This window comes from Wolbachia endosymbiont (group A) of Limnophora tigrina, assembly GCF_964263225.1.
Taxonomy (GTDB): domain Bacteria; phylum Pseudomonadota; class Alphaproteobacteria; order Rickettsiales; family Anaplasmataceae; genus Wolbachia.
On the sequence record NZ_OZ181654.1, the window covers coordinates 41,848 to 63,250 of the forward strand.

Sequence of the window (21,403 nt, forward strand, 5' to 3'; positions counted from 1 at the left end):
TAAATAAACTGTGTCAAACCGAGAAGTAATACCAACTCCACTTACTAGACGAACAAATAAGGAATATTACAAACTTGTTTAACCGTAGCAGGGGAAAGACTAACAATAAAATTACATAAAACATCTTCAAGTAGACCGATAGTATCATAGATTTTGTTGCGTAAAATGTTCTGTTTTATATATTGCCAAAACCTCTCTACTGGGTTCAGTTCTCACTTTTACCCACAATTTTGAGAGGTCATGATGTGAAGCATAACTATGCTCTCCTTAAGATTTTCATAGCCCCGCCATAGAGTCATAGCCCCTGGTAAATTATCACTTTTTCTATTCATAAATCCACCTAATTTTCCTAACCAAATAATAGCTTGTTTTATGTTTGGAGGTTCTTCTGGCAATGTAGCTACTTTATGCTCACGTATGAAAAGGGCCTTCCACTCTTCGTTGCTTAAAATTTTAGTACAGGTTTCCATGGGATTTGATAAAGCGACTTTTGTTAAATATAAAATTTTAAATGCAATAATGCTCTTTATAGCAATTAATTTCTGTAGCCTTTCCTTTGTAGTTAAACGAGAGCTTTCTATTTTACATCCTGATTTTAAAACCCTGAAATACTCCTCAATTTTCCATCTTAGCTTATACCAATTTATCCTTTCTATAGCATCTAAAGTGCTATTAACTGGTACATTAGTCAGCAAAGTCCAATCAATAGCTTCCAATCCTTCAGGAGGATTTGTTTCTTTTGCACTTACCACATATACAGGGATTTTATCACTTATTTTATGCACTGTGTCTTTTGATCCATAAATTGAAGAAGATCTGATAGGTATATAGCCTTTCATATACTTAACTTCAATATTAGCTTTCCTTGATCTTTGGTTTCCACCTTTATTAACTTCTAGAGAAATTTTCTTCTTTACTGGCAGTTGAGTGATGCGTGTTTGCAAATCTGTTTTTCCAATTTCAGTACAGATAAATCTTCTATTAGTTCGATTACGGATTACATAAAAACTACCTAATGTCTCAGTGATCCATAAAAATTTGAAGATATCTGCCTCTCTATCACCAAGGGTAACAAGTTGTACATTTGCAGGAAGGTTGTTTATGCTTTCTTTGAGAGCTGTTATCCACTTATAACTTTCTTTTTCTTCTATGGAGGTACGGTATTTCCTGTTTGCTTTTTCTTGTGACGTTTCTTTTTCCCTAATAGAACGTGCCCAACATTGTTGAGAAGATAGACCTAAAGGCAATCCGTCTTTGCTGACTATTAAGGCACTGTGCAACAGTAAACCCATTTTATGCTTCGTATAAGCTTTAGAAATACTACCTAGCCTCTTAGTTTTTATATGAGAGTCAAAATCCAAATAACTTGTATCTTGAACTGAAAAAACAAACTGATTTCCTTTCATTCTCTCCATAGTTTCTTTGTAATGGGAAGAATAAATTTCCTTATCCTTAAGCTTTTCATTGCTAAATAATCTGTATGCACCCTTAGCTTCTTTCCATCCACTACAGCTTTGATTAATTGATCCAGACGCCTTACCCTCTATACAATAGCCTGTTTTAATAAGTCTCTTATTAAGTCTTGTATCTCCTAAATTAACGTGTTTTAACTCTCTTTCCAGCCATTTATCCCCTAAGCCATCAGTATATTGCACATTTGTACTTACTTCACTCATTTTAATCCCAAATTTATTTGGTATCCATTTTACTCACTTTTTTATTTGTGGGTAAAAGTGAGGCCATCAGTATATTGCACATTTGTACTTACTTCACTCATTTTAATCCCAAATTTATTTGGTATCCATTTTACTCACTTTTTTATTTGTGGGTAAAAGTGAGTTTTTAGGATGAGAGAGTAACAACTAGCTAACGCTTTTGCCTTTTTTTATTAGTAAATTTCTTAACGTTTATATAGAGGGTGTTATTCCAGCACTTGATGCTGGAATCCAGCCTTTCTGCAATCTCATCGAAAACGTTGTACCACCTTTCTATGCTAGTTTGCTTGTGAGCAACTTAGATCTCAGTGTCTGGGCACTGGGATGACAAAAAAGGGCTACTTGAATGACATACTTGAATTTACGCTATAAAGTGAACCGGTTTGGTGTGCTGCTGTTGTTTGCAGTATTGTAGTGCTAATTTTTTACTTCGGTAGTCTTTTTATTGTCATTATAATTACAAGAATAGTTGAGGCCAATTAATATGAAAACTTTTACGAAAAATTTTAAAGGTAAGGAAAGAAAGCTAGAAGAGTTCAATGAGAAAGTTGAAGACATATCAGCTGTAGCTCAAGATAAGTTTGCACATGAACTTGAAAATATCGCATATGAAAGTGTGCAGAAATTTCGCAGTCTACTTGCTAAAGAAATAAACTCCACTTTCAATAACATTCATTCTCAGAATGTCAATCTACTAAAATCTGGCTTAGTAAACTTGATCAATAAAAAAGGAGAAACAGCGTTAATACGTTCTCTTCTCAATATACTTGTACGATAGAGTTGCTGCTGCAATTTAATATTAAGTGATAACTAAAATAAGTAAGATTTTTTATGGATAAGTCTTACTTATTTTAGCTATATATAGAAAAGGAGGGTTGTTATGTCAACAAGACTAAAGTATCCAATTATAAATATACAACGTAAGTCTAAGCCTAAATCTTTTCCAGTAACTTTAGGAGAGGTTAAATCTTTTTTACGAATTGAAAATGATCAAGATGATAAGTTGATTTCAAGTTTTATTTTTATGGCAACTGATTATGCTCAGTGGCATATGGAAAAGTCTCTAGTAAAGCAAACGTGGCAAGTTTCATATGAAGGTTATATACCTCGTAGAATCTATTTAAGCTATGGTCCTGTGAATAAAATAATATTGGCTACTGATAAGAATAGAAAACTTAGTTATTATTTTAGTGATATAGGAAGCTATATTGAATTTTTCAATTATTTGAACATAATAAGGGCTGATGTTGTATATGAAGCTGGTTATGATAGTGTTCCTGAGCAAATAAAGCTAGGTATTATACAGCATGTTTCTGCTCTCTATAAAAATCGTGAATCAGAAGTAAGTAGCCATTTATCTGAGGTAAAGAAGGTGTATTCTCCATTTCGCGAACCAAAGGTTGTTTTGTAGTTCCTGTTTGTCATTCAATAGCAGATACAACAGATGGTGTCATACCAGTACTTGGATCAAGATTGCGAGTAATGAATTGGGTTTTGTGAGTATGGGTTTTGCATTATAGAATGAAGTGTTTTTGGTTAAGAAAACTGGATTCCAGTGCTTACTGTACAAAAATTGTAACTTAATTCCATAAGGGAAGGTGTCATTCCAGCGCTTACTGTAAAAACATTGTAACTTAATTCCATAAAGGAAGGTGTCATCCCAGTACTGGGATCCAGGAAAATTGATTCTAAATGAGCAAACATTTTCAATAAAATGACCAACAAGAAAAATAGTTAGGTAAAGCTGGATCCCAGTACTGGGATGACACCAAAAGAACTATTGGAATAACACCTTCTTAGTGGAAATTGATCACAATGTTCGTACAGTAAGCACTGACCATTTATTACGTAAATTATCTACAAATTGCAATGTTCTTAGCCGTATCTGTGAGATGGAAAAAATTCAAATTATAAATGAGTTGTATAATAGTATTTATGCAGCATTAAAAGCAAACTCTGATTTAAAGAAATATGTTACTAACATCTATGATTACCTGCCTAAGCAGGTTACTATTCCTTATCTGAGATTGCGCATAGTAAATTATGTTAACCTGCATATGCTATCTAATTTTGCTACAAAAGTAAGATTTTCATGCGACATATATACTTATCATATAAGCAGCATGCTTGCTGCTATAAAGCATGTTAGCTTGGTGGTAAAGAGCATTAGTAGTGAGACCATTTTGGAAAGTAATTGTGCTATAAATCAGCATGATGAAGTTTTACATTCAACAATTAATTTTGATATTTTAATACAAGGAGGTAGCGATGAGCAAATTACAGCTGAAAATTAAAGGTCATGACAATAATTTTGTTGTGCTGAATAATATACGAAACTTAAGGTTTACTTTGCGTAATAACAAAGAGGAGATGAAAGATATTTCCTCTTTTGGCTGGAGAAAAGTGCTTGATTGTGCTGGAAGTAGAAAGATTACAATAAAAATTAATGGCATTTTAAATTCAGTATTGGCTGATGAATTATTGCGTAATTCTGCAATGTTAAACTCTAATAATGATTATGAGATTAGTTTTAATGCTAAGGAGAAGATAAAACTCAGGTGTTCGGTTGAATTGTATGAGAGATATTATGATCCTGCCACTTTTGACAGCTTCACTGTAGTTTTAGCCAGTGCTGAAGTTGTGAACACTTTTCATTAGTGTTAATTTAATTTTTTCATATACAATAATAATAAGTGGGAATAAATTAAAAAAAATTATGAACGATGAGGATCTTTTCGAAGAAGGTGATGATAATGTTGAAGAGAATAGCGATGACAGAAGAGAAAGGAATTTGAAGAATGAAAATCAGCTTGAAGAGCAGTGCAAAGAGTATTTAAAACCTTTCGAGGATATTTTAAGTCAAATTGATGAAGGAGTTGATAATTTAGATAGTTACGAAAGGACTATGCAAGTAAAGCGAAGTATAGATAGGCTCATAGAAACCTTATATAGCCAAGCAGCATCTGAGGATATTGATGTAGAACTTGAAACCACAAAACACACTCGCGATAAATCAGAGTCCAAGAAAAGAGTTCTGGAAAAGAGAAAGAAACAACTGATGGAAGAGATCTTAAGTTTTCAACAACAAAAGGAGCTAATGAATAGTAGGGAAAAACATGAAGTAGCAAGTGATGGGGATGTTCAGAAGGCAAAAGCACGAGTGAAGTCTTCAATTAGGGGGGTGTTGTTTTCAGTTATTGCTCATAGAATGGATCCACGAAGGAGGGCAGGGGAAACTGCTGATGACAATGAAAAGCAAGCTCGTATGTACGGTAGAGAAGCAGTTGGTGGAGTTTTAGGTGGATTATTCAAGGCGTTTTTAACTGCAGTTGCTGCTGTTGTGCGCGAAATTGCTAAACCACTTCAACATATGAATACACAAGAGACGTCTTTTGCAAAACAAGTTGAAGAAAGCAGAAACCAGGATTCACAGAAAGGTCGATCTGTGTAGGTCAAAGTATAATTTCAAAAAAATTTTTGAAATCGTATGTACTAAACAATATCTACTCAACGCAAATTACAACAAACGCAGTAGCATAATCTTGATCATCACTTAGAGAAAGGTGTATCTTGTAGTCTTTCGAGATGAAATCCTTTGTGATAGCAAGATGTGGTTTTCCCCTGATATTACTGTATATTTCTATATCTTTCATTATAATTCCTTGGCTGAATCCAGTGCCTAGCGCTTTAACAAAAGCTTCCTTTGCAGCAAAGCGTTTAGCAAAATATTTTGCCCTTACTTCTTGGCTATTATATTTTTTGCTTATCTCTATCTCCTTCTTAGTATAGACTTTATTGAGAAATTTTTCCCCGTATTTTTGTGATATTCTCAATATTCTGGGTATATATACTATGTCAGTGCCAATACCGTATATCATTTTGCGCTAAAACGATTTATTGCTTCTTCAACTTGTATTTCCTCTACCTCTCCAGTTGCCCTATTTTTTACTTCAACTATATTTTCACTTACTGCTTTCTTTCCAATAATTATTTGCCATGGCAAGCCTATCAGATCCATTCTGGCAAATTTCACTCCTACACTTTCGTCTGTATCATCATAAAGCACTTCATCGCTTTTCAAAGCTTTGTATATTTTATCTGCAGCCTCCGTTACTTTTGTTTGTAAATTGATCAAACCAACTTTAAAAGGAGCTACTGCCTCTGGCCAGATAATTCCTTTATCATCATGGAAAGCTTCTATTATTGCGCCAACAAGCCTTGAAACTCCAATACCATACGAACCCATATGCATGTTAACATTTTTTCCATCTTGAGAAGTAACACTTGCCTTCATAGGTTTCGAATATTTATCACCAAAATAAAAAATATGCCCTATTTCAATACCCTTGCTAACATTTAACTGTTCTTGCGGTATAGGACAACTTTCAGGATCATGCATATCGTCTGCAACTGCATATATGCTCTTCAGGCTTTCAATATCTTCGCTTTCTAGTAATTCAAAAAGTTTATTGTCATAATATAGAGTGCTCTCACCGGTGTTTGCCAATATATGAAATTCATGACTTAAATTTCCTCCAATTGGTCCTGTATCTGCCCTCACTCCAATTGGAGTAAGCCCCATTCGTTTGAAGATTTTTATGTAAGTTTTATACATCAAATTATATGAATTCAGTGCACCTTCGTAATCTACATCAAAACTGTATGCATCCTTCATCAGAAATTCCCTGCCTCTCATAACGCCATAACGAGGTCTTACTTCGTCACGAAACTTCCACTGAATTTGATATAAACAAAGTGGTAAATCTTTGTAACTTTTTACCGTATTTCTAATCAAATCAGTTACCACCTCCTCATGTGTTGGACCAAAAAGCATATCGCTTTCATGCCTATCTTTAATACGTAGCATTTCTTTGCCGTAATCATCGTAACGTCCTGACTCTCGCCAAAGATTTGCTGGCTGCACACAAGGCATCAACACTTCAATTGCACCAATTTCATCTCTGATAATATTTTCAATATTTTTAAGTACCAAAAGACCAAGCGGCAGCCAAGAATAAATTCCAGATGCTGTCTGCTTGATTAAGCCCGCACGTAACAAATATTGATGAGAAATAATTTCAGCACCAGCCGGGGTTTCTTTTAAAGTTGGCAGGTAATATTGAGATAAACGCATTTGATAAATCTGATTGTACTAAGTAATCTTAATACAATCAGACCTGTAGGTAAACTTATTTTAAGAAGAGTGTACTACTTTCTCTTACCTCGATCTACGACACTTTGAACTTGAAATGGTTTTTGCACCTCACTATTCACTGAGTCAACATTATTTGCTTGTGCTGCAGGAGAAGCTTCAGATTTCGTTTGTAAACCAGCAGTCTTAGGCGGTACCAGTGGCTTACCTGCTTTTGGCACAGAATGTAACGGAGATGTAGGTTTAGATTTTTCATTATCATCAGATTCATGACCACTGTCAGGACTCTTGCTTCCTCTTTCATCTTCTGGTTGGGAGTTTGAAGGCGTAGGTTTTTTCCTGGATTTTGTCAGCTTTTTCTCTTTCGGTTTTTTCGATTTATCATTGCTCCAATCATCACTGTCACTGTGGTCAGAAACTTCACTTTCACTACTAGAAAATTCTATTGCTAGTCTCCTCTTCAGGATATTAGCTATCTCATAATCATGACATTGAGCATTCCTCATTGTATGTTGCTTATTCTCTTGTATCGACTTCTCAATTCTTGCAGCGAGCTCTTCTCCTGTCTCTTGCTCAGCATTGCTCTTACTACTTTTAAACTCTTCCTTCAATTCATCTGAAAAATCTTGTGATTTCCCATCATTGTTATTACCTGGTGTCTTAGCATTTTTAAACTCATTGTTAACACGTTTCAACTTAACACCTCCTCCTCTTATCTGCGCAAACAGAGCAGAACGATCATGCTCAGATTCATTAGCCTTTTTCGGTGCACCATTCTTAGGTTTCTCCGTATACTTGGAAGCTGTAGGAGGAGGTGGTAGTGGTGCAGCATTTTGTGGCAATGGAGGAGGTGGTGGTGGCGGTGCACTGGGTGTTCCAGACATTACTGGAAATGATGGTGTAGGAGTATTGCTATGTTCAAGTTCTTTTGCTTTCTGTAAATCACTATATTTTCGCTGTTGTACGTCGTCCTCTTCATCAGTTGCTTTCCTTCGGCTTTTGAGCTTTTTGGCCAAATCAGCCATCAAATCTCCACTTTCTTGTTGCTTGCCACCTCCTGAGGGTATGGATTTATTAGTAGTATTATTCTTTAGAGTAGGTGGTGTCGGTACACTGGATGTTCTAAGCGCTACTGGAGGTGATGATGTATGAGTATTGCTGTGTTCAAGTCCTTTTGCTTTCTGTAAATCTTGTGATTGTTTTCTACCAGGATCAACTCCTTTCTCGCTGTTTATTGCAGAAAGGTGTGAATTGATAAGATATGCAGCTAAGCTCAACATAACCGATGCAGAAACAAAAGCAATAACTGTGAAAAGTACTGGATCACTTAGTGTTACTGAAATCGAAAGATATGTATATATACCAGCTGTAACACTAGATATACATAGCAACAAAGTAGCAATTGAATATTTTAAGGCAGCTGTCTTACTTATTCCAACTAAAGTATTAATCAAAATGGGAGTATCGATTTTTTGTTCTGTTGCAAGTTGAATAGGATTCTCAGATAGCCCTTTTTCTGATTGAGTACTATTGTTAGTTCCTGAAGGTTTGTTACTATTACCATTATCTTGTTGAGGACTCAAAACTCTAGGTGATACAGGCTTGGTAGTTGATATTCTATTTGGTTCACTCTGTCTAATATTGCTTCCTTCATCTGCAGTTTCGCCATTCGCATTAAGTTCTTCTTGTTTTTGCTTAAATAGTCGATTTTCTGCAAAATTTAAAGTTGATTGTTGAACAGGACTCTTAGATTGATCTCTTCTTGGCTTATTGCCACTGCTGCTTTTTTCTGCAGTAACACTAGGAGATTTTCCATCTTTATCGTTATTTTTCGCTGGCTTCCAATTTTTTCTCCAATCTGCAGATGGTGGAGGTGGGGGTAGTGGCGGAGCTGATGATGGTGTGTTATTATTATTAGTAAGCATTTTTCTTCCTCATTATTAATATTATATTAATAATGATTAAATTACTAGTACTTGTCAATAATTTATGAGTAAGTTAGTATTAAGATAATAAAATAAAAAGGAAAGAGAGAGGAGCAGTCTTCTAAGAAGAAATAGAAGCTATCTTAAACCTCAAGTCATCACTTTGTTACCACAGCACATCATCGATGTTTTGGTATAGAGTAATCAGAATCATAAAAATAGCTTAGTGTTAGCTATTTTTATGATAACCTCTCTTAAACAATTGATATTTTACAGTGTTTTTGGTAAAATAATAGCTTAAGGCTTAGAATAAAAGTTTATGAGTGAAGCACAAGGTCCAAATATTGCAGAATGGCAGGCACAGCAGCAACACCAGGAAGCCGCTAGTGAGAAAAGTGGTTTCGGTCTTGGTCATAGTGACTCTGTTGCAACAATTGTGGATGGAATGAAGTGGATGTTCAACTTTCATGAAGGAGCAATTGCTGCTTATAATAATGTATTCGAAGGTTTGGTAAGTGGTAGCAGTCTAGTAACGTTATTTGGGAAATCAGGTAATATGTTTGGCATAAAATTTCTTGAAAGTCTTGCTGAATATTTTTCAGGTGGTGGTGGAGAAGATATGCCATCAGAAGGAATGGGTATGGACTACGGTGATGAGGGGCATCATCCGGATGATTATCCCCACTCTAACAATGAAATAGCTCAAAGTGCCGATGGTTTGCATGATATGCATGATGCAGGTGATCATCATGGCCAATCTTTTTCACCTGGTCCTTCACCATCTGTTGGTGATGATCATGAGCTTGGTTACTAAATAACTAAGAAGATTTTATTGTAATTAGTGAAAAAAGTTTCAGTTTTAGGATCAACAGGAAGCATTGGAAAAAAGACTGTAGATTTGCTCTTAAAGAGAAAGGAAGAATATCAGGTGGAAGCACTAAGTGCCAATTCTAACTTTGCTCTGCTAGCACAACAGGCAAATCTACTTAATGCAAAATATGCTGCCATTTCTGATGAAAGGTTCTACAAAGATTTAAAAGAAGATCTACTTGGTACAAACGTCAAAGTAGAAGTTGGTGCTCCAGGTCTAGCAAATGTTGCTTCTCTACCCGTTGATCTCTCAGTTATTGCAATAGTTGGCATCGCAGGCCTTGAGCCAGTTATAAAGGTTATAGAAAGCGGTACTAAAGTTATTGCTCTAGCAAACAAAGAGAGTATTGTTTGCGGTGGTAAGTTACTACTTAAAAAAGCTAAAGAAAGGAGCGTACAAATAATTCCCATCGACTCTGAACACAACGCAATTTTTCAAGTTTTGCAAAATGATGATAAATGTGTAGAAAAGATTATACTCACTGCCTCTGGTGGACCATTTTTAAATTATAGCCTTGAACAATTAAGAAATATCACAGTAAATCAGGCACTAAGTCACCCTACTTGGAAAATGGGAAAGAAAATCTCAGTTGATAGTGCAACAATGATGAATAAAGCACTAGAAATAATAGAAGCACATCATTTGTTTAATATTAGTCCAAATAGAATTGAAGCAGTAGTGCACCCTGAATCGATAGTACATGGAATTGTCGTTTATCACGATGGATTCAGCTTTGCTGTGCTTGCAGAAACTGATATGGAAATTCCCATTGCATATGCTTTGTCTTGGCCAGAAAGATCAACTTTAAATCATAAATTAGATTTAACAAAGCAAGGAAAATTGACCTTTCAAGAACCAGGTCATAAACGTTTTCCTGCACTAAAGCTAAGCATGGAAGTGTTAAATTCCTCTTCTCCACATACAAATAGTATTGTTTTGAACGCTGCAAATGAGATAGCTGTTAATGAATTCTTGAAATCACGAATCGGCTTTTTAGAAGTAGTAGAGGTAGTAAAATCAACAATAGAAAACTTTGACAAGTACTCTGATATTAACTCACTATCTGACATAATAAGTGTCGATTTTGAAAGCCGTATTATTGCTAACAAAATTATTGAAAATAAAGGTATCCGTTCAGCAGAGTGGTAAAATAAGGTAGACGAGAAAAGACAACTAAATGGGTGTAGCTATCCAGCAAAATTCATTGCAGATAAGACAACATTTTCGATCAAAAAGCTGTATTCCATAATGTCATTCCAGTAGCTGACACTGGAATACAGAAAAGCAGCTAGTTTCAGCTACTCGAATGACAAGACTAGAAAGAAATGGGTGTCATGCCAGTCTGGCATCCAGTCTTTTAGTCATCAAACATTGTAAGGTATTTACCAAATTAGCTTGATTCCAGCATCAAGTGCTGGAATGATACCTTACCTGAACAGATAAATCACTTAGCATGTTCGAAATCAACCTGAGAGAAATTTACATCGTTAAGAACTGTATTTGCTCTATACAGACAACCACACCCTATTGCAAAGAACAGCAATGCAGCTGCAGCAAACGGAACTGGGTTATAAACTGTGAAACATAGACCAACAGCAAGTACTCCAGATAACAAAAAAGCACAAGCATAATTAGTTTGTTTCCTTTTTTGAGCGACTGCTTCTATCTTTAGGAATTCTGGTTCTATTATTTCCTTAACATGTTCTGCAATACAATCTCTTGGACTTTTGTTTTCATAGTTTTGAATATTAGGTTTGATATTTGGATGTGTAAGTAATATTTTTATCATGTCTACATTTCCCAACTTGCAAGCAATGTGTAGAGCTGTATTTTTTTCCTTCTTGCCGGTCTTAATTTCCTCCTCTGCACGAGCATAATTTTGAGGTATAAATCCTTCATTAACAGGTTGTGAATTGTCAAGGTATATGCAGCGAAGATATGGACTCCTATCTACTACTTCTCTCTCCTCAAATTCGTAAACTGGATAACCATCATGTTCCTTTGGTCTTCTCTCCATAACAGCTTGCTTGCTTTTAATATTTACATCAATTTTTTTATCCTGTACAAGCAACTTAGCCATAAGCTCTAAATATTGCTGTTCCTCGTTATTACTAGTAACAAAAGCTGAAATAATGCACATCAAAGATGTCATCCCATCCTCAAAAGCGTTAACATTCGCTCCTTCTTTCAATGCTTGTTGAAAATGATTCCAAGCTTCCTCAGGTGTTATTCTTTCACCACTAGCATTTTGAAATTCAATAGCTTTAAACAACTTTTTTGTTGCTTCACTTGTACTAAACATTTTAACCACCTATTACAACAAACTTGATAAAATTATACATAGAAAAAATTAAAATATCAACTATTAAGCTAATGATCCAGAATATACTCCTTCGTTAAAGGAGACTGAGCATTTTCAAAGATTTCTTGAGTACTTCCGAATTCAACAATCTTGCCATTGCAAAAGAAAACTATGCTGTCAGATAATTTTTTAGCTTGCTTCATCGAATGAGTTACCATAATTATGGTGAACCTCAATTTCAATTCTTGTATAAGATTTTCGATTGCATTGGTTGCCATTGGATCAAGAGCAGAGCATGGTTCATCCATTAATAAAATAGTTGGCTTTACTGCAATTGCACGAGCAATGCATAATCTTTGTTGCTGGCCACCAGATAAATTTAGTGCACTATCTTGCAATCTATCTTTCAACTCTTCCCATAAACCAACCTTAGTTAAACTACTTTCTACTATTTCATCTAATTTTTGCTTATTTTTCACCATGCCATGCAATTTAGGCCCATAAGCAACATTATCATATATTGACTTTGGAAAAGGATTGGGTTTTTGAAATACCATACCAACTTTTGCTCTGAGCAATACAACATCCATATCACGTGAATATATATTACCCAGCCCATCGATTACCAGTTCACCAGTCGCTCTACATCCAGGTACGTAATCATTCATACGATTGAAACAACGCAAAAATGTCGATTTACCGCACCCAGAAGGTCCGATAAAAGTTGTGACTTTCTTTTTGCAAATATTCAAATTTATATCGAATAAAACTTGTTTAGAGCCATACCAAAGATTTAAATTTTTAACGAAAGCGTATTTATCGCTCATACTAAATCCTGCATTGAATAAAGTCCTGGTATTTCCTGTTTATTCTCGCACAACCATATTGCTGCTTGAACCGCCCCTCTAGCAAACGTTGTGCGGTCAATTGCCTTGTGATTTAATTCTACTCGTTCATCGGAATTGACAAACATGACACTGTGATCTCCTATTACTCCACCTCCACGAGATACTGCAAAGCCTATTCCTCCTTTCCCTCTTATATTTGAATTATTATGTGAATATTGATTGAGCTCAAAATCCACTTTTGCAGCGTTAGCAACTGCTTTACCAAACTCTATAGCTGTTCCAGATGGTGAATCCTTTTTTAAATTGTGATGCATTTCCCAAATTTCAACGTCATACTCATTACCTAAAAGCTTGGCAGCTTCTTTTACCAATTTCAGCAACACATTAACTCCAACACTCATATTTGCTGACCATAATATTGGAACTTTAGCAGCATATTCTTTTAAATTTAGACCTTCTATTCCAGTTGTGCCACTAACTAGCGGTTTTTTAAATTTCACGGCCGCCTTAAGGCATTCTAGCATACATTCTTTAGTTGTAAAATCTATTACAACATCGGACGATTCAAATACCTCATTAATGGAACTTGTAACTTTGATTCCTAAATTGCAATTATTGCCTACAATAGGCCCAATATCTAAGCCTATATACTCACTGCCCAAGCGAGCAACAGCACCTGCTATTTCCACTTTGGTATTCGTAATTAATTCATTGAGTATTTTCTTACCCATTCTGCCTAAGCAGCCTATTACTCCAACTTTGATTTTCATAAAGCTTTTTCCACTATGTTAGGCTTTTTTTGAAGCTTTGTCATCTTTATAAGCTTAGCATATTTAGCCTTACACTGATAAAACTATAGCTATACATCGATGAATCTATTGAAAATTGATACGAAAAATTGTAATTAGTCAATTTTCTCCTATGGAAAACGTATAAAGAAAAAAAGAGCACCAAAGGAGGTGCTCTTTTGTGAAGGATTTGTTTACTAATTAATAATAACCGCTTCCTACTTTGCTCGGATTAGAGACACAATGTCTTTCTGTTGCTAGTGCTCGAGTTGTTGAACTTGGTTGTGTAACTTCTGCATCATAAAACTCCTCTGATTCAGTAGTCACTTCCTCAGAGTAAGATCAGATAAATCTTCTCTAAACTTAGAAAGAGATGCAGTAAAAGCATTTATTAACTCTTGTTTTTTTCTTCAATAGTAGTTTTACCTGAAGATTGTCCTTGCTGTGATATGCTTTGTTTCGCAACACTTGTTTCACTTTTTTTACCACCAAACAGCCGCTTACAGCCTGATGAAATTTTTCTTGCAATCCATGAAATTCCTATGTGATCAGCAATCCACTTAAAAAAGTTTTTTATTTTTTTAAACATATTTTACTCCTTAAATTAATAATTTATATTATTATATAAAAAGCATAGTATGTCAACTTTTTCTATAGAGAACGTATAAAGAAAAAAAGAGCACCAAAGGAGGTGCTCTTTTGTGAAGGGTTTGTTTTAACAATAACCGTTTCAATCTACACTTGGATTAGTGACATAATGTCTCTCTATTGATGGTACTCCAATTGTTAGACTTAGTTGTGTAACTTCTGCATCATAAAACTCCTCTGATTCAGTAGTCACTTCCTTATTGTTAACCATTTGTTGTGACGTAGTAGGATTAAGATTATGCTGCTCCAACGCTGTACCTTCAAACGGCTGATTAGATATATTATCTACTTTAATCTCTGTTACATCATCTTTCAATCCTAACATTTCTTTCACATGCTCAATATTGTCTTGAACTAATATTTTATCGTCATCGATATAATTACCATCTCTATTCTTCTTTATTATTGATTTTACAGATATATCAAGACAATTATGGATACAATCACCAACACCAGTAATGCGATATTCTTCTTTATCACATCTTAGATATATAAGAAGATTAAAAAGGGGTTTTACCTCGTTTTGACTACCTTGATAATCCTGAACTTCTATACCCTTTTCTAAATTTAAAAATAAGTAATTATCTTCATCAGGTTTAATATAACCTACTCCTTTAGGCTCATCATTTGATTTTTCTGGAAAATTTTCTGCTGGCTCTACGTTTATATCTGTTTTAGATACAGATTCTTCAGTCTCATTTTGCATAGGGGTGCTAACAGTTGGACTTTTATTTACATTCTCATCTGAAGGTCTCTTTGGTGATATATTTTCTTGAGCAGTATTTGCTTTACTGCTAAATAACCAATTCCAACCTGATGAAATTTTTCTTGCAATCCATGAAATTCCTGTACGATCAGCAATCCACTTAAAAAATTTTTTTATACTTTCCCACATACTTTACTCCTTAAATTAATAATTTAATTATTATATATAAAGTTTAATTTGTCAATTTTCTCCTATGGAGAAAACTTATAAAGAAAAAAAGAGCACCAAAGGAGGTGCTCTTTTGTGAAGGGTTTGTTTTAACAATAACCGTTTCAATCTACACTTGGATTAGTGACATAATGTCTCTTTATTGATGGTACTCCAATTGTTGGACTTGGTTGTGTAACTTCTTCATCATAAAACTCCTCTGATTCAGTAGTCACTTCCTTATTGTTAACCATTTGTTGTGCCGTAGTAGGATTAAGATTATGCTGCTCCAACGCTGTACCTTCAAACGGCTGATTAGATATACTATCTACTTTAACCTTTGTTACACCATTTTCCAATCCTAACATTTTTTTCACATGCTCAATATTGCCTTGAACTAATATTTTATCGTCATCGATATAATTACCATCTTCTTTCTTCTTTAGTACTGATTTTACAATTACATATTCAGAAGTGCCATGGAGATTACAAATACCAGTAATGCGATATTCTCCTTTACCACACCTTAGATATACAAGAAGCTGAACAAAAATTTTGTCCCGGTTTAAACTATATTTATAATCCTGAACTTTTATACCCTTTTCCAAATTTAAAAATAAGTAATTATCTTTATCAAGTTCAATATAACCTACTCCTTTAGGCTCATTAGCAACAACTTCTTGGCTCAATGCCCTTTGCTGATCAGTGGTTGTTGTTTCAGAATCATTGTTAACTGTTCGTTGTATCGTAGTAGCATTAAGATTAGGTGTTGTAGTTTTCAATGGATTTATAGACATTCTAGTTATTTCAGCAAGCTTTTTGTTCTCATCCAAGCCTACTTTATACATCATTTCTAATGGTTTTTTTGAAATAGTTCCATTGTTATGCTGTTTCTTCACTGAAGTTATGGATACAGATTTCTTTCCATCATCTACATCTTGACATGAACTATAAGGGCCAGTAATACAAAACTTGTTACTTTCACACTCTACAAATATACGAAATTCTCCAGGTATAACTTTACCATTTTTGTCTTCATTTTTACATTTTTCTTCAAGACGTTTATAATTATCGTTTGTTATAACAAATAGTAATTTGTTATCGATAAATTCAAAATAACTCCCTGGCTTTGTGCTTTGTTGAATAACATTAGGTTTATTAGGATTTACGTGCCTTCTTGGTTGTTCTGATTTTTCTGGAAAATTTTCTGCTGGCTCGACGTTTGTACCTGTTTTAGATACAGGTTCTTCAGTCTCATTTTGCATAGGGGTGCTAACAGTTGGACTTTTATTTACATTCTCATCTGAAGGTCTCTTTGGTGATATATTTTCTTGAGCAGTATTTGCTTTACTGCTAAATAACCAATTCCAACCTGATGAAATTTTTCTTGCAATCCATGAAATTCCTCTACGATCAGCAATCCACTTAAAAAATTTTTTTATACTTTCCCACATACTTTACTCCTTAAATTAATAGTTTAATTATTATATATAAAGTTTAATTTGTCAAGTTTCTCCTATGGAGAAAACTTATAAAGAAAAAAGAGCACCAAAGGAGGTGCTCTTTTGTGAAGAAAAGATACTCTTTATGAAAATGGCATAATAGGTATTGATGAATTTATAGCTGGCTTATCTAGCACCTTACTAGGTTTACCAGCTTCTGAGCTTAGTACCTTGCTATCACTTGCAGGCACTTTAGATGTAGAACTTACAACTTCAGGTTTCTGAGATATTTTATCTATAGTAACAACTGTACGCTTACTATTTAAACCCAACATCTTTTTCATTCCTTCTAACTCACAAGACAAAGTTTTACCATCATCTACCGAGTCCACTATAAAGGATACCGAACTATCGTTCATGACAACAAGTTTGCTATAAACAATTTCGAATATAGCTTTGCCAGATTTGATATTTACATGATATTTTGATGGACTTTTACAATCAATATTTCTCCAATCCATAATTTCTGGTACATTCTTTTTGTTTGTATGCAGTACTAACTGCTTATTACCATTTTCTTTAATAACACCCCAATGATTGGATTCACCCTTCACTAGTTCAATTACACTATTTTTTTGCGGTTTACTAGACCACAAGTTTTTAATGCTGTTCCAGCCCGATGCAATTTTTCCTGCAATCGACTGAAAAAAGTTTTTTATTTTTTTTAACATATTTTACTCCTTAAGTTAATAATAATTTAATTATTACATAAAAAGTATAATATGTCAATTATTTTTAATAGAATTTTAATATTTATTTGCAATTTTCAACAATTTAATAGCACTGGTGTTTACAACTTCCCCGCCAACACGCTTAGTAACAAAAAATCTAACATAAGGTTTGTTTGTATAAGGGTCTCTAAGTATTCTCATTCCTCTGTTATCTACGATCTTATAAGCTTGTTTGAAATCCGCTACTGCAATCATTGTAGGTGGCATGTCAGCAGATTGATATACTGGTATTCCCATTAAAGTATCTGGAGTTTCAAGCGATAAACTCGGCTGCCAAAGATACTGACCTGTTTCAGATTTTAGTAGCCTCACGTCCTTTAACGTACTCCTGTTCATTAAAAATGATGCATTTTTAGAGTAATGTTCATTTAGAGAGTAGTACAATATCATTATGGCGTCGCTGTCTAGCTTATCAGCTTTAATTTGCTCTATCTTATTATGACCATTTCCATTTTCGTAAGTTAAAATTCCTTTAGGTTGAAAAGTGCCATCACCTTTAATAAAGGCTTCATTCTCCTTCTTACTGAAAGTTTCGGCAACCTTTTCTACAAGCCAATTTTCAACATTGACAAATGCATCATCGAGCAATTTTTGTGATATTTGCGGCTGAGCATAGAGCTCATAAGTTGTGATGGAAATCTTTTGAATTTTAGGTGTACTTGTGTCTTTTGCAAAATCATACTTGGATTTATAGCCACCATCTTCGTCCTCTACGACTTCACCACTCCAACCTGCACCAGCACGGTCACAATCTTCTATAATATAATCCAATGTTTCAGTAGAGATTCTTTGACTAGAACATATTTGCCGCATTGGAGATGAATCAGCTATACGCTTGTTTATCCGTTTTACAATGTGAGGAGTAACTAAATACCCTCCAATATCATTGTCATCTCCACTTAGGGTTTTATGTGATAACCTACTTTCCATTCCTTTGCGGATATAATCAGAAAAATATTTATCACCCATGTTAAAATCTGTGCTAATTTCTGGACGTTGAGCTGAAGTTTCAATAAAATCTAAGCGCTCTTTGCAATTATCAATATTACTATTTATCTTGCATAGCTGCTCAGGTCCTTTGCTTTCGATTTCTTTTAGTTTGCGATCATTTATTAATTTAAATTGCTCCCATGATGAAGCGAGTTCATTAACACGGTGAGCAATATCAGTAAGTGACATAATAGCCTCCTTTAAAAATAAAATTAGAATAGTATTGTAATTTGAAGGTAATCTTTAATCCCAGTACCTTTTCGTTGTTATGCAAACTGCATTCAGAAAAAAGACCGGTGAATGGCAGCTTAGTATAACTCAAACGCTTGTTTACAATATGGATCCCAGTGCTGGGAGGCGCCCTCATGGTAAACAACGTTCATACAACTGTATATGTATACTGCCATTCACCGGTCTTTTTTCTGGATTCCAGCATTGGCTTCATGGTAGATACAAATAAACGTAAGGCGCCTGGTAACGAGAGAAAAATGATACTGATTACTTGTTGGAGTAAAAAAAGCAGTGTAGTATTACACCACGGTAAATATTATACTTAATTGTTAGCACTATACAGCATCCATTTTTTTGTGTCAAGCATTTTTTTTCGCTGCGTATCTGTTCAGAAGAATGTGCAAATAAAGTACGTAGCTGTACAAATTTGCCAAAACAATAAATGGTATCCTTTAATTATCCTCTTTTTATCATTTCAGTCACAGCTGTACGAACATTGTGGCAATTTGCATAGTAAACAGTGTCAAGCACTGCCTTTGTGTTCGAGGCAAAATTAGTTTAACATACTGTTTTTGAAACAAGTAGCTTTGCGTGTCTATGATGTCATCCCAGTGCTTGACACTGGGATCTAGTTTTTGGACATTGTTTTTGACATATGTCCTTAAGGACTATTGTTTACTGCATAATTTGCAAATACTTTTTATATCTGGATCCCAGTGTCAAGCACTAGGATGACACCCATTTAGTTATCTTTTCTCGTCTACCTTGTTTTGCCACCCTGCTGAACGGATACATACCGTTTGTTGCTTTTATTCTATGGTACCTTATCTACCTTGCCGCTCTCCTGCTTCAATCAGTAAGGGATTTCAATATTAATTCTGCACTACTTGCGGGATTGCCGCTTTTTGTAATTGGTCTGCCAATTACGATATAATCAGCTCCTGAATTTATTGCTTCTTTTGGTGTTGCTGTCCTTTTTTGATCATCATGACCTCGATTCATACGGATTCCTGGAGTAATAATTTTAAAGTCTTTACCACATTCTTGGCGCACTTCTTGAGCTTCTAGTGCAGAGCAAACTACTCCATGTAGTCCAATCTTTTTTGCAAGCTTTGCTAGCAAAATTACCTGTGATTTTGCTTCCCTTGCTACTCCGAGTTCACTCAGATCTTCATTGCCCATACTAGTTAGTACTGTTACTCCAATTAGCTTTATTTTCTTTCCTTGCACTATACTTAGTGCTTCTTTAAGCATTTTTGTTCCACCACTGATATGCAATGTTAGCATTTCAACATCTAGAGCTTTTATTGCTTCAACTGTTCTAGCTACAGTGTTTGGAATATCATACAATTTTAGATCTAAAAAAATTGGTACATTGCATTTTGCAACTTCTTTCACTCCAGAAGGACCATGTGCAGCAAAAAATTCTAACCCAAGTTTTACCATGCCAACCTTATCACGCAGACCATTAGCCCAAGATATGGCTTCATTCAAATCTTGTGTATCCAGTGCGCATATTATTGGGTTCATTATCTTGTATAATTTTTTTTATAATAAAGCTAGTTATTATGTTTTGTAAATACCTTCACTCTGATTAAGTTCATAAGATTCTGTTAATAGTGAATTTGGCGATTTGGTTGGGGTTGCAGGTAGTGATTCATATCCAAGATCTCCCATTGAAGCTTCTTCTAATGGTCTATAATCTTCACCTGGCGTGAATTGAACAAGTTGCCCTAATATAAATTTTATTTTCTGAGTCTCCCCTAATATTATTTTTTTGCTATAATCTTTAATTGTTTCATTTTCTCTTATCGATTCTTCTATCTTATCTATCACATATTGAAGTTGTTTTATTTGACTGTCTCGCTCTAAAAGTGAATTTCTTAAATTTTTCACTTCGTTATTACAATCTTGTCTTATTCTGTCTAACTCCAAAGATTGATTTTTAATTAAACCATCTGTTTTATCTAGCTCTTCAAATTTCCTTTTTAATTCTTGAGATAAGTTTTTATTTTTCTGATCAATTTCTTTAAATTTACATTGTAATTCATCTAATTCCACACAAAGTTCTTCTTGTCTTTTATGTAATTCTTCTTTTTTCATATATAGTATATGTTTCTCTTTACGTAATTTGTCTATTTCCTTAGATAACTCCTCTTTTTCTTTAGATAATTTCTCTACTTCCTTATATAATTCTTCATATTTATCATTGTCTATTTTTCTTTTCAATTCGATTATAAGTTTTTTCCTCTCAGTTAGATTAGCTTCTTTTTCCTGTAACTGTTTACACAAATATGAGATTTTATGGAGTAGTTCTTTTTCTTGTGCAGCAAGCTCATCTTTCTCCTTCGTTACTTTTTCTAATTCGTCTGTTATTCCAATTATATGGATCATTTTTGCTTCTAATTTCTCCTCCAAAGATTTTTTTTCTTTAAGAAAAGATTTCCTCTCAGCTTCTATTTTTTGACCAAATTTTCTTTCTTCCTCGTATAAATTGTGCTTTTCTTGAGTCAACTCACGCTCTTTGTGAGCAAATTTCTTCTCCACTTTACTAGCGTCAATAATTATTTTATACAAAATCATAAAAGCCAAAACAGATAATACAGCTAAAGCGAGAATTAAAGAACTAGGTACATTAATAAGCGCTAAAGATGTAAGTAACGTGAGAGTAGCCAGAGAACTAGCTATAAAATAAAATGTATTATATTTATTAAGTAAATTGCTCATCACCCATATACAAAACTTCAGCAGTCTTGTATATATTGATTAAAATTATCTTACCTGTAG

Annotated in this window: 23 protein-coding genes and 1 pseudogene; 8 read left to right on the top strand and 16 right to left on the bottom strand. The window is 34.4% G+C overall.

Features of this window, described 5'->3' with window-relative positions; genetic code table 11:
• Positions 1-44 precede the first annotated feature (44 nt).
• A pseudogene (locus ACE38P_RS00210) lies at positions 45-212 on the bottom strand (IS630 family transposase); the annotation flags it as partial.
• A 6-nt stretch (positions 213-218) separates the two neighbouring features.
• Positions 219-1,676 (bottom strand): IS4 family transposase, encoded by a 1,458-nt coding sequence (locus ACE38P_RS00215; protein WP_374699293.1) that lies wholly within the window; start codon positions 1,674-1,676, stop codon positions 219-221.
• 523 nt (positions 1,677-2,199) lie between these two features.
• Between ACE38P_RS00215 and ACE38P_RS00220 the strand changes: the two genes are divergently transcribed.
• The 5 genes from ACE38P_RS00220 to ACE38P_RS00240 all read left to right on the top strand — a co-directional run bounded on the left by ACE38P_RS00220 (position 2,200) and on the right by ACE38P_RS00240 (position 5,166).
• Positions 2,200-2,493, top strand: coding sequence for a hypothetical protein (locus ACE38P_RS00220; protein ID WP_063631247.1), 294 nt, complete (start codon positions 2,200-2,202; stop codon positions 2,491-2,493).
• A 102-nt stretch (positions 2,494-2,595) separates the two neighbouring features.
• The gene (locus tag ACE38P_RS00225) at positions 2,596-3,126 is read left to right on the top strand and encodes a head-tail connector protein (protein ID WP_007302801.1); all 531 of its coding nucleotides are present in this window, start codon (positions 2,596-2,598) and stop codon (positions 3,124-3,126) included.
• 481 nt (positions 3,127-3,607) lie between these two features.
• A complete protein-coding gene (locus ACE38P_RS00230; protein WP_374699298.1) occupies positions 3,608-4,009 on the top strand; it encodes a DUF3168 domain-containing protein in 402 nt (133 codons plus the stop codon).
• On the top strand, positions 3,984-4,373 hold the full coding sequence (locus ACE38P_RS00235; RefSeq protein ID WP_007302803.1) for a phage tail tube protein: 390 nt from the start codon (positions 3,984-3,986) through the stop codon (positions 4,371-4,373). Before ACE38P_RS00230 ends, ACE38P_RS00235 begins: the two co-directional genes overlap by 26 nt.
• Before the next feature lie 58 nt (positions 4,374-4,431).
• Positions 4,432-5,166 carry a hypothetical protein gene (locus ACE38P_RS00240; RefSeq protein ID WP_214303365.1) on the top strand — a complete coding sequence of 245 codons (735 nt, stop codon included), beginning with the start codon at positions 4,432-4,434 and terminating at the stop codon, positions 5,164-5,166.
• 52 nt (positions 5,167-5,218) lie between these two features.
• Here ACE38P_RS00240 and ACE38P_RS00245 read toward each other — a convergent pair whose 3' ends face one another.
• The 3 genes from ACE38P_RS00245 to ACE38P_RS00255 form a co-directional block, all read right to left on the bottom strand.
• Positions 5,219-5,593, bottom strand: a complete 375-nt coding sequence (locus ACE38P_RS00245) for a holo-[acyl-carrier-protein] synthase (RefSeq protein WP_007302804.1) — start codon at positions 5,591-5,593, stop codon at positions 5,219-5,221.
• Positions 5,590-6,849 carry a proline--tRNA ligase gene (gene proS, locus ACE38P_RS00250; protein WP_374699299.1) on the bottom strand — a complete coding sequence of 420 codons (1,260 nt, stop codon included), beginning with the start codon at positions 6,847-6,849 and terminating at the stop codon, positions 5,590-5,592. The genes ACE38P_RS00245 and proS overlap by 4 nt, the downstream gene beginning before the upstream one ends.
• 74 nt (positions 6,850-6,923) lie before the next feature.
• Positions 6,924-8,792 carry a WH2 domain-containing protein gene (locus ACE38P_RS00255; protein ID WP_374699300.1) on the bottom strand — a complete coding sequence of 623 codons (1,869 nt, stop codon included), beginning with the start codon at positions 8,790-8,792 and terminating at the stop codon, positions 6,924-6,926.
• Between the two features lie 319 nt (positions 8,793-9,111).
• Here ACE38P_RS00255 and ACE38P_RS00260 point away from each other — a divergent pair, with 319 nt between their 5' ends.
• Together ACE38P_RS00260 and dxr are read left to right on the top strand one after the other, a co-directional pair.
• Positions 9,112-9,606, top strand: coding sequence for a hypothetical protein (locus ACE38P_RS00260; RefSeq protein WP_010406678.1), 495 nt, complete (start codon positions 9,112-9,114; stop codon positions 9,604-9,606).
• Positions 9,607-9,633: 27 nt separating this feature from the next.
• On the top strand, positions 9,634-10,812 hold the full coding sequence (gene dxr / locus ACE38P_RS00265) for a 1-deoxy-D-xylulose-5-phosphate reductoisomerase (RefSeq protein WP_374699301.1): 1,179 nt from the start codon (positions 9,634-9,636) through the stop codon (positions 10,810-10,812).
• A gap of 295 nt (positions 10,813-11,107) precedes the next feature.
• Here the strand turns inward: dxr and ACE38P_RS00270 are convergent, their stop codons facing one another.
• The 9 genes from ACE38P_RS00270 to ACE38P_RS00310 form a co-directional block, all read right to left on the bottom strand.
• Positions 11,108-11,965 (bottom strand): ankyrin repeat domain-containing protein, encoded by an 858-nt coding sequence (locus tag ACE38P_RS00270; RefSeq protein ID WP_374699302.1) that lies wholly within the window; start codon positions 11,963-11,965, stop codon positions 11,108-11,110.
• A gap of 68 nt (positions 11,966-12,033) precedes the next feature.
• Positions 12,034-12,792, bottom strand: a complete 759-nt coding sequence (gene pstB / locus ACE38P_RS00275; RefSeq protein WP_010401422.1) for a phosphate ABC transporter ATP-binding protein PstB — start codon at positions 12,790-12,792, stop codon at positions 12,034-12,036.
• On the bottom strand, positions 12,789-13,583 hold the full coding sequence (gene dapB / locus ACE38P_RS00280) for a 4-hydroxy-tetrahydrodipicolinate reductase (RefSeq protein ID WP_264374698.1): 795 nt from the start codon (positions 13,581-13,583) through the stop codon (positions 12,789-12,791). The genes pstB and dapB overlap by 4 nt, the downstream gene beginning before the upstream one ends.
• 219 nt (positions 13,584-13,802) lie before the next feature.
• Entirely contained in the window at positions 13,803-13,928 is a 126-nt protein-coding gene (locus ACE38P_RS00285; protein ID WP_264375619.1) for a hypothetical protein, read from the bottom strand.
• 64 nt (positions 13,929-13,992) lie between these two features.
• On the bottom strand, positions 13,993-14,190 hold the full coding sequence (locus ACE38P_RS00290; RefSeq protein ID WP_149168885.1) for a hypothetical protein: 198 nt from the start codon (positions 14,188-14,190) through the stop codon (positions 13,993-13,995).
• Between the two features lie 141 nt (positions 14,191-14,331).
• Positions 14,332-15,144 carry a hypothetical protein gene (locus ACE38P_RS00295; protein ID WP_374699303.1) on the bottom strand — a complete coding sequence of 271 codons (813 nt, stop codon included), beginning with the start codon at positions 15,142-15,144 and terminating at the stop codon, positions 14,332-14,334.
• Positions 15,145-15,287: 143 nt separating this feature from the next.
• On the bottom strand, positions 15,288-16,616 hold the full coding sequence (locus tag ACE38P_RS00300; protein WP_374699304.1) for a hypothetical protein: 1,329 nt from the start codon (positions 16,614-16,616) through the stop codon (positions 15,288-15,290).
• Positions 16,617-16,747: 131 nt separating this feature from the next.
• Positions 16,748-17,335 carry a hypothetical protein gene (locus ACE38P_RS00305; protein WP_374699305.1) on the bottom strand — a complete coding sequence of 196 codons (588 nt, stop codon included), beginning with the start codon at positions 17,333-17,335 and terminating at the stop codon, positions 16,748-16,750.
• Positions 17,336-17,410: 75 nt separating this feature from the next.
• Entirely contained in the window at positions 17,411-18,574 is a 1,164-nt protein-coding gene (locus ACE38P_RS00310) for a phage major capsid protein (RefSeq protein ID WP_374699306.1), read from the bottom strand.
• Positions 18,575-18,750: 176 nt separating this feature from the next.
• Here ACE38P_RS00310 and ACE38P_RS00315 point away from each other — a divergent pair, with 176 nt between their 5' ends.
• A complete protein-coding gene (locus tag ACE38P_RS00315) occupies positions 18,751-18,942 on the top strand; it encodes a hypothetical protein (protein WP_374699307.1) in 192 nt (63 codons plus the stop codon).
• Between the two features lie 523 nt (positions 18,943-19,465).
• Here the strand turns inward: ACE38P_RS00315 and pyrF are convergent.
• Positions 19,466-20,146: an orotidine-5'-phosphate decarboxylase gene (gene pyrF, locus ACE38P_RS00320; protein ID WP_374699308.1), complete on the bottom strand. Its 681-nt coding sequence runs from the start codon at positions 20,144-20,146 to the stop codon at positions 19,466-19,468.
• 36 nt (positions 20,147-20,182) lie between these two features.
• Positions 20,183-21,343 carry a hypothetical protein gene (locus ACE38P_RS00325; RefSeq protein ID WP_374699816.1) on the bottom strand — a complete coding sequence of 387 codons (1,161 nt, stop codon included), beginning with the start codon at positions 21,341-21,343 and terminating at the stop codon, positions 20,183-20,185.
• Between the last annotated feature and the right edge of the window lie 60 nt (positions 21,344-21,403).

What these genes read in the sequence shown, in the direction of transcription:
- ACE38P_RS00230 (WP_374699298.1), top strand. Translation starts at nt 3,608, where the DNA reads ATGGAAAAAATTCAAATTATAAATGAGTTGTATAATAGTATTTATGCA.
- ACE38P_RS00255 (WP_374699300.1), bottom strand. Translation starts at nt 8,792, where the DNA reads ATGCTTACTAATAATAATAACACACCATCATCAGCTCCGCCACTACCC.
- ACE38P_RS00240 (WP_214303365.1), top strand. Translation starts at nt 4,432, where the DNA reads ATGAACGATGAGGATCTTTTCGAAGAAGGTGATGATAATGTTGAAGAG.
- ACE38P_RS00325 (WP_374699816.1), bottom strand. Translation starts at nt 21,343, where the DNA reads ATGAGCAATTTACTTAATAAATATAATACATTTTATTTTATAGCTAGT.
- ACE38P_RS00290 (WP_149168885.1), bottom strand. Translation starts at nt 14,190, where the DNA reads ATGTTTAAAAAAATAAAAAACTTTTTTAAGTGGATTGCTGATCACATA.
- pyrF (WP_374699308.1), bottom strand. Translation starts at nt 20,146, where the DNA reads ATGAACCCAATAATATGCGCACTGGATACACAAGATTTGAATGAAGCC.
- ACE38P_RS00295 (WP_374699303.1), bottom strand. Translation starts at nt 15,144, where the DNA reads ATGTGGGAAAGTATAAAAAAATTTTTTAAGTGGATTGCTGATCGTACA.
- ACE38P_RS00260 (WP_010406678.1), top strand. Translation starts at nt 9,112, where the DNA reads ATGAGTGAAGCACAAGGTCCAAATATTGCAGAATGGCAGGCACAGCAG.
- ACE38P_RS00310 (WP_374699306.1), bottom strand. Translation starts at nt 18,574, where the DNA reads ATGTCACTTACTGATATTGCTCACCGTGTTAATGAACTCGCTTCATCA.
- ACE38P_RS00220 (WP_063631247.1), top strand. Translation starts at nt 2,200, where the DNA reads ATGAAAACTTTTACGAAAAATTTTAAAGGTAAGGAAAGAAAGCTAGAA.
- ACE38P_RS00270 (WP_374699302.1), bottom strand. Translation starts at nt 11,965, where the DNA reads ATGTTTAGTACAAGTGAAGCAACAAAAAAGTTGTTTAAAGCTATTGAA.
- ACE38P_RS00315 (WP_374699307.1), top strand. Translation starts at nt 18,751, where the DNA reads ATGGTAAACAACGTTCATACAACTGTATATGTATACTGCCATTCACCG.
- ACE38P_RS00300 (WP_374699304.1), bottom strand. Translation starts at nt 16,616, where the DNA reads ATGTGGGAAAGTATAAAAAAATTTTTTAAGTGGATTGCTGATCGTAGA.
- proS (WP_374699299.1), bottom strand. Translation starts at nt 6,849, where the DNA reads ATGCGTTTATCTCAATATTACCTGCCAACTTTAAAAGAAACCCCGGCT.
- ACE38P_RS00245 (WP_007302804.1), bottom strand. Translation starts at nt 5,593, where the DNA reads ATGATATACGGTATTGGCACTGACATAGTATATATACCCAGAATATTG.
- pstB (WP_010401422.1), bottom strand. Translation starts at nt 12,792, where the DNA reads ATGAGCGATAAATACGCTTTCGTTAAAAATTTAAATCTTTGGTATGGC.
- ACE38P_RS00215 (WP_374699293.1), bottom strand. Translation starts at nt 1,676, where the DNA reads ATGAGTGAAGTAAGTACAAATGTGCAATATACTGATGGCTTAGGGGAT.
- ACE38P_RS00235 (WP_007302803.1), top strand. Translation starts at nt 3,984, where the DNA reads ATGAGCAAATTACAGCTGAAAATTAAAGGTCATGACAATAATTTTGTT.
- dapB (WP_264374698.1), bottom strand. Translation starts at nt 13,583, where the DNA reads ATGAAAATCAAAGTTGGAGTAATAGGCTGCTTAGGCAGAATGGGTAAG.
- ACE38P_RS00225 (WP_007302801.1), top strand. Translation starts at nt 2,596, where the DNA reads ATGTCAACAAGACTAAAGTATCCAATTATAAATATACAACGTAAGTCT.
- ACE38P_RS00305 (WP_374699305.1), bottom strand. Translation starts at nt 17,335, where the DNA reads ATGTTAAAAAAAATAAAAAACTTTTTTCAGTCGATTGCAGGAAAAATT.